Annotated in this window: 3 protein-coding genes, 2 tRNA genes and 3 rRNA genes (1 of these 8 running past the window's edge); 6 read left to right on the top strand and 2 right to left on the bottom strand. The window is 36.6% G+C overall.

The genetic code is table 11. From position 1 onward, the window contains the following. Positions 1-171 precede the first annotated feature (171 nt). From CNEONATNEC86_RS19910 to CNEONATNEC86_RS19895, 4 genes are all read left to right on the top strand, one after another. A 23S ribosomal RNA gene (locus CNEONATNEC86_RS19910) occupies positions 172-3078 on the top strand. Between the two features lie 180 nt (positions 3079-3258). Next, positions 3259-3375 (top strand): 5S ribosomal RNA (gene rrf / locus CNEONATNEC86_RS19905). 7 nt (positions 3376-3382) lie between these two features. Then, a tRNA-Lys gene (locus tag CNEONATNEC86_RS19900) sits at positions 3383-3458 on the top strand. 307 nt (positions 3459-3765) lie between these two features. Then, a tRNA-Lys gene (locus tag CNEONATNEC86_RS19895) sits at positions 3766-3841 on the top strand. Positions 3842-3906: 65 nt separating this feature from the next. Here CNEONATNEC86_RS19895 and hydF read toward each other — a convergent pair. Beyond that, the gene (gene hydF / locus CNEONATNEC86_RS19890) at positions 3907-5097 is read right to left on the bottom strand and encodes a [FeFe] hydrogenase H-cluster maturation GTPase HydF (RefSeq protein WP_125147843.1); all 1191 of its coding nucleotides are present in this window, start codon (positions 5095-5097) and stop codon (positions 3907-3909) included. A 277-nt stretch (positions 5098-5374) separates the two neighbouring features. Continuing rightward, positions 5375-6124 (bottom strand): signal peptidase II, encoded by a 750-nt coding sequence (locus CNEONATNEC86_RS19885; RefSeq protein WP_125147842.1) that lies wholly within the window; start codon positions 6122-6124, stop codon positions 5375-5377. A 177-nt stretch (positions 6125-6301) separates the two neighbouring features. Between CNEONATNEC86_RS19885 and CNEONATNEC86_RS19880 the strand changes: the two genes are divergently transcribed. After that, positions 6302-7108 (top strand): pyruvate, water dikinase regulatory protein, encoded by an 807-nt coding sequence (locus tag CNEONATNEC86_RS19880; protein WP_058293039.1) that lies wholly within the window; start codon positions 6302-6304, stop codon positions 7106-7108. Positions 7109-7489: 381 nt separating this feature from the next. Next, positions 7490-7500 (top strand): 16S ribosomal RNA (locus CNEONATNEC86_RS19875); it runs 1504 nt beyond the window's last position.

Here is a 7500-nt window from a genome sequence, read left to right as displayed (position 1 = left end):
GATTTTTCTAGTGAGCATACTAAAATGTATGTGAACGCAAAAAATCATGAAGATGACGAAGTAATTGATGGCAGTAAACAAGCAAATGTTCTTTGAAAATTGCACATAGATTAATGTATATAAAATACAACAAGCCAAGAAATATATTCTTTGTGAATAGACTAATAAAAAGGTCAAGCTACAAAGGGCGCATGGTGAATGCCTTGGCATCAGGAGCCGATGAAGGACGTGATAAGCTGCGATAAGCTTCGGGTAGGCGCACATAGCCAGAGATCCGGAGATCTCCGAATGAGGAAACTCACATGGGAAACCCCATGTATCATAAAGTGAATTCATAGCTTTATGAGGGAACACCTAGGGAACTGAAACATCTAAGTACCTAGAGGAAGAGAAAGAAAAATCGATTTTCTGAGTAGCGGCGAGCGAAAGGGAAAGAGCCCAAACCGAAGATTTATCTTCGGGGTTGCGGACAGAACATAACGTGAAATTATTGCTAACCGAACACAACTGGAAAGTTGGACCATAGGAAGTAATAGTCTTGTAAGTAAAAGCAATAATGAACAGTTCTGCTCCAGAGTACCACGAGACACGTGAAACCTTGTGGGAAGCAGGGAGGACCACCTCCCAAGGCTAAATACTACCTGATGACCGATAGTGAAGCAGTACCGTGAGGGAAAGGTGAAAAGAACCCCGGGAGGGGAGTGAAATAGAACCTGAAACCATGTGCCTACAACCGATCAAAGCACCTTATGTGTGTGATGATGTGCTTTTTGTAGAACGAGCCAACGAGTTACGGTATGTAGCGAGGTTAAGTACTTAAGGTACGGAGCCGAAGGGAAACCAAGTCTTAATAGGGCGACTAGTTGCATGCTGTAGACCCGAAACCGGGTGACCTATCCATGGCCAGGTTGAAGCGAGGGTAAAACCTCGTGGAGGACCGAACCACGTTGCTGTTGAAAAAGCATGGGATGAGCTGTGGATAGCGGAGAAATTCCAATCGAACTCGGATATAGCTGGTTCTCCTCGAAATAGCTTTAGGGCTAGCGTCGACAAATGTGAGTAGTGGAGGTAGAGCACTGAATGGGCTAGGGGGCATAGCGCTTACCGAACCTTATCAAACTCCGAATGCCATATACTATCAGGTCGGCAGTCAGACTATGAAAGATAAGTTCCATGGTCAAAAGGGAAACAGCCCAGATCGTCAGCTAAGGTCCCAAAGTGTAAGTTAAGTGGAAAAGGATGTGGGATTTCTAAGACAACTAGGATGTTGGCTTAGAAGCAGCCATTCATTAAAAGAGTGCGTAATAGCTCACTAGTCAAGAGATCCTGCGCCGAAAATGTCCGGGGCTCAAACTTACCACCGAAGCTACGGGTTCACACTTAGTGTGAGCGGTAGAGGAGCGTTGTAATCGGGCTGAAGTCGTACCGTAAGGAGCGGTGGACTGATTACAAGTGAGAATGTTGGCATTAGTAGCGAGATGTAGGCGAGAATCCTACAGGCCGAATATCTAAGGTTTCCTGGGTAAAGTTTGTCTTCCCAGGGTTAGTCGGGACCTAAGGCGAGGCCGAAAGGCGTAGTCGATGGACAATTGGTTGATATTCCAATACCACTATCATCGTTATTACCGAGGGTGTGACGGAGAAGGATAGGATGTGCTAGCTATTGGATGCTAGTCGAAGCGTTTAGGGAGTTAGAGTAGGCAAATCCGCTCTAACAATTCTGAGGCGTTATAGGGAAGGTTCTACGGAACCGAAGTATCTGATTCCATGCTTCCAAGAAAAGCATCTAGGGAGAGAAGTAGTGCCCGTACCGCAAACCGACACAGGTAGATGAGGAGAGAATCCTAAGGCCGACGGAAGAATTGCAGTTAAGGAACTAGGCAAATTGACCCCGTAACTTCGGGAGAAGGGGTGCCTACGAAAGTAGGCCGCAGAGAATAGGCACAAGCAACTGTTTAACAAAAACACAGGTCTCTGCTAAAGCGTAAGCTGATGTATAGGGGCTGACGCCTGCCCGGTGCTGGAAGGTTAAGGGGAACACTTAGCGCAAGCGAAGGTGTGAACTTAAGCCCCAGTAAACGGCGGCCGTAACTATAACGGTCCTAAGGTAGCGAAATTCCTTGTCAGGTAAGTTCTGACCCGCACGAATGGCGTAATGACTTGTGCACTGTCTCAACTGCAAATCCGGCGAAGTTGTAGTGCGAGTGAAGATGCTCGCTACCCGCGATTGGACGGAAAGACCCCGTAGAGCTTTACTGTAGCTTAGCATTGAATTTCGGTATTGTCTGTACAGGATAGGTGGGAGACTGGGAAATCAGGGCGTCAGCCTTGATGGAGTCGTTGTTGGGATACCACCCTGATAGTATTGAAATTCTAACTGGATGCCATGAAACTGGTGACAGGACATTGTTAGGTGGGCAGTTTGACTGGGGCGGTCGCCTCCTAAAATGTAACGGAGGCGCCCAAAGGTTCCCTCAGAACGGTCGGAAATCGTTCGAAGAGTGTAAAGGCAGAAGGGAGCCTGACTGCGAGACCTACAAGTCGAGCAGGGACGAAAGTCGGGCTTAGTGATCCGGTGGTACCTCGTGGGAGGGCCATCGCTCAACGGATAAAAGCTACCTCGGGGATAACAGGCTGATCTCCCCCAAGAGTTCACATCGACGGGGAGGTTTGGCACCTCGATGTCGGCTCGTCGCATCCTGGGGCTGAAGTAGGTCCCAAGGGTTGGGCTGTTCGCCCATTAAAGCGGCACGCGAGCTGGGTTCAGAACGTCGTGAGACAGTTCGGTCCCTATCCGTCGCGGGCGTAGGAAATTTGAGAGGAGCTGTCCTTAGTACGAGAGGACCGGGATGGACTGACCTATGGTGTACCAGTTGTTTCGCCAGAAGCATTGCTGGGTAGCTAAGTCGGGAAGGGATAAACGCTGAAAGCATCTAAGTGTGAAGCCCACCTCAAGATGAGATTTCCCATAGCATAAGCTAGTAAGACCCCTTGAAGACTACAAGGTTGATAGGTCAGAGGTGTAAGTGCGGTAACGTATTTAGCTGACTGATACTAATAGGTCGAGGGCTTGACCAATAATTAAGTTGTAATACATTGATACTATGTGCAATTTTGAAAGAACATGATTCTTTCAAAAAAAGATTTGTGAAATCAGGATTTTGACTTTGAAATTAGTTTCTTTTAAAGGAAACTCCATCAGCTGAAGCTGAGGAGTGCTAAATTTCAACGAAATCAAAGATTTCGGAAATTTATGCATCTAGTGATGATGGCATAGAGGTAACACTCCTTCCCATTCCGAACAGGAAAGTTAAGGTCTATAGCGCCGATGGTACTGCATGGGAGACTGTGTGGGAGAGTAGGACGTTGCTAGGTAAGTTATGCGGGATTAGCTCAGTTGGTAGAGCACCTGACTCTTAATCAGGGTGTCCAGGGTTCGAACCCCTGATCTCGCACCAAGCTACTGAATTTTTTCAGTAGCTTTTTTATTTGTGAAATTTTTTATTAAATGATTATTTAGATAGCATAAATTTATTTAAAGGTATTGTTATACACAATTAATAAATAGTTATTAACAAAATTTTTGATTTATAAGGGAATTTTGTGGATAAAAAAAGAAATTAATTATGTTACTTATAGAAATATAGGGAAAAGAGACTTATTTTTAATAAAAATAAATTATTTTTTAAAAAAAGTGTTGACACTATGTAAAATATTCTGTATAATCATATCTTGTTGAGGCACTTATTCGACAATAAAATTTAAGGTTCACTAGCTCAGTCGGTAGAGCACATGACTTTTAATCATGGTGTCCCGGGTTCGATTCCCGGGTGAGCCACCAAGCAAATATAAGAAAAAGAACTTTTACTTTTAAAGTAAAAGTTCTTTTTCTTATATGATATTTTTTTATTTTAAAAAATTACATGCCCTATCTAAAATACCATTCAACTCAGCTAAAGCAACTCCAAAGTTAGTGACTGGAACGTTAAAAGATTTAATTATTTCTAAACGAGAAAGAAGTTGTCTTCTGGTAAACATACATGAACCACATTGAAGTATTAATTTATATTTTGATAGATCTTTAGGAAAGTTTGATCCAGTTATTACATCTATGTCTAACTTACCTCCACATTTTTTTTCAAGAAGCTTAGGAAGCTTTTCACGTGCGATATCTCCTTTCAAAGGATGATGTGTGCATGCTTCTGATATGAGAATTTTATCATTAGGCTTTAAAGTATTTATGGCTTTGGCTCCAGCAATATATAAATCCAAATCTCCTTTATGTCGAGCCATAAGTATAGAGAATGATGTTAATTTTAAATGAGTAGGTATAGAAGCATTAACTTCTTTAAACATTTGTGAATCGGTTATAATAAGATCAGGCTCATTATTTAGACTTGATAATATATCTTCTAATTCACTATCTTTAACTGTTAATGCTAAGGCATCATGATCTAATATATCTCTAATAATTTGCACCTGAGGCAATATGAGGCGTCCTTTTGGGGCTTGTATATCTTGCGGAGCAACAAGTATAACTCTATCTTTAGGTTTTACGATATCTCCTAGGATTGAAGTCTTTTCAAAGTCCATTGGTGCGTTATTAATTATGGCTTCTTTTAGTTTTGAGATATTTTTTCTTTCTGTAGAGCTGACTTCAACAAAAGTAATATCGAAATCTCTTTTTAATAAATCAAGATTACTTTCATATATATCGATTTTATTTATAACCCCTATTACTGGAATGTTTTTTTCTTTTAAATCTTGGAACCATTCTTTTTCTTGATTAGTATTAGAATCTCCAGCAGAGAATACTAGTACTGCTAAATCTGTTTTTTCCATAACTTCTTTAGTCTTTTCTATTCTTAGATTTCCTAATTCACCTTCATCATCTAATCCAGCAGTATCTATTATTACTATAGGACCTAATGGAAGCAATTCCATTGACTTTGATACTGGATCTGTAGTTGTACCAGGTGTATCAGATACTACAGATATTGGTTGATTGGTTAAGGCGTTAATTAAACTAGATTTACCTGCATTTCTTTTTCCGAATATTGATATATGTAGTCTATTCGCTTTGGGTGTAGTTAACATTTTTGACCTCCTTAAATTATTGTAGATAAAAATAAAAAAACTTCTGCAAAGCAGAAGTTCTAAGCACTATAAAGCTAACTATAAAAAATAGTTTAATGTTGCTTCTATCTTCTTTGCTTAGATTTTATATCTTCACAATTAGATTAAGCTATTTATTAAATCTTTGAAATATGGGAGAACCAACTTTCTAAGAATATATTATGTATTAATTCTAACATAATATATAAGTGTAAATCTATAACATAAACTATTAAGTTAGAAAATTAAGTTAGAATTATCAAAAAACATGAATTTTTCCTAATAAATCATCTTTAATAAAGAAAATAAACTTTTTCATATTTTGAAGATCTTCTTTAAAAGTAGTTTCTTCATCTGTTTTTAAATAACCACCATTAAATAGTGTAAGCACAAAAAATAAAATACCTAAATTAATATATATATCTTTTATATCTGCTATAAATAAATTACTAATACCAATGAAATCTAGGCTTCCTCCATAGAAGATCTTATCTATAAGTGAGCATAGTGCACCAGAAAATATAAAAATGAAGCACATATCAGCCCAAAAATCTTTATTATCTTTATATAGATAATATCTATATATTTCAACAAATAGGAATAAGGCTATGATATTTAGTATTATTAATAGTGGAAAACTTACACCTGTGCCAAAGCGAGCATTTAACCAAGAACCATTAGTATTTATTATGGGATTAAATGAAAGCATTTTAGGAATTATCACTACATAGTTATCAAAATAAAAGAATTTAATAATTATTTTTATACCTTGATCTATAACCATAAATATAATAAAAGCTATAGAAAGATTTTTAAATGAGAGACCAGATTCATTTTTAGTTCCTACCTTATAGATTAGTAGACCACTTAAAGCAAAGAGTAACATTATTGCAATATTAAAGATTATTGTTTCTGTGTCATTTATTCTTCCAGTTATTAATTCGAAAAGTACATACAATAGCCACATTAAAGGAAGAATAGCAATTGTTAAAAATTTTTTCCAGTTCATTTTATTTTGCCTCCATAAAAAATTGTACTGAATCATGATATATAAAAGTTTAACACATCAAAAAAAAAAATTCATCACTATTAAAATAATGAATTTTAGGTTACTATAGAAATGTAAAGTATTAATTTTATATATAAGGGTAAATAAATAATTTATTGAGAGAAAGAGGGTATAAAAATGTTAACGATTTTAGCAGTATCAGATTCTATAGGGGAAACAGCTAATCAAGTGGCTTTCGCAGCTGCAAGTCAATTTGAGCAAGAAGTTAAAGTTAAGAGAATACCTTATGTAAAATCATTAGAAGATGTTGAAGATGTTATTAAAGCACTAGATGAATGCGAACAAGCAATTATAGTATCCACAATTATTACAGTTAATGTTAGAGAATACTTAACACAAAAAGCAATGGAAAAAAATATATCTGTAATGAATGTTCTAGGACCAATAATAAATGTTGCATCAACCATTTTAAATACACAACCTACATATAATCCAGGTGCAATGAGAAAAACTGATGAAATATACTATAAGAGAATAGAAGCTATGGAATTTGCTATGCAATATGATGATAGTAAAGATTACAGAGGACTTAAAAATGCAGATGCTGTATTAATAGGGTTATCTAGAACATCGAAAACTCCATTATGCATGTATCTTGCTAATAAAGGAATAAAAGCAATAAATATACCTTTAATGCCTGAGGTTGGAGTACCGGATGAAATATATGAGATAGATAAGAAAAAAATATTTGGTTTGATTATAGATCCACTAAGGCTAATAGAAATTAGAAAAAAGAGGTTGGATAAATTTCATAGGATAACGTCAGATATTGAATATGCTGGAGATGCAAGAATATTAGAAGAACTAGAATTTGCAGATAAAATAATGAGAAGAATAGGTTGTAAGACTATTGATGTAACAGAAAGAGCGATAGAAGATACAGCATTAATAATCATGGAAAAGCTAGGGTATAATAAGCACTAAGATAAATATATAAAAACTTTTCCTAGTGTGTCAGTAATAGAATAATAAAGAATTTAGTAGAAATTGAGAGTATGAGCAATATAAATTAGATAAATGCTCATACTTTTTTATACATATCTAAAGTAGATGATGTTATTATAAAACACGTCGCTGAGATACATAATCTTTTAACAACAAAATAAATCAAAAATTTTAAAAAATCTTTGAAAAAAGTTGTTGACAGATATGAAAAGTGATGATAAACTAAGAAAGTCGCTTGAGGGTGACAAATAACAACGAAAGTTGTGGAAAAGAAAATGGTCTTTGAAAATTGAACAGAATATAATAAACAATTAGTAAACCAGCAATTCTTTTATAAGAGTAAGAGCAAAGATTAAACTTTTTATTGAGAG

The organism is Clostridium neonatale (assembly GCF_900465025.1).
Classification (GTDB): domain Bacteria; phylum Bacillota; class Clostridia; order Clostridiales; family Clostridiaceae; genus Clostridium; species Clostridium neonatale.
Note: the sequence above shows the minus strand (reverse complement) of the source record. Positions and strands in the feature narration are given on the sequence as shown.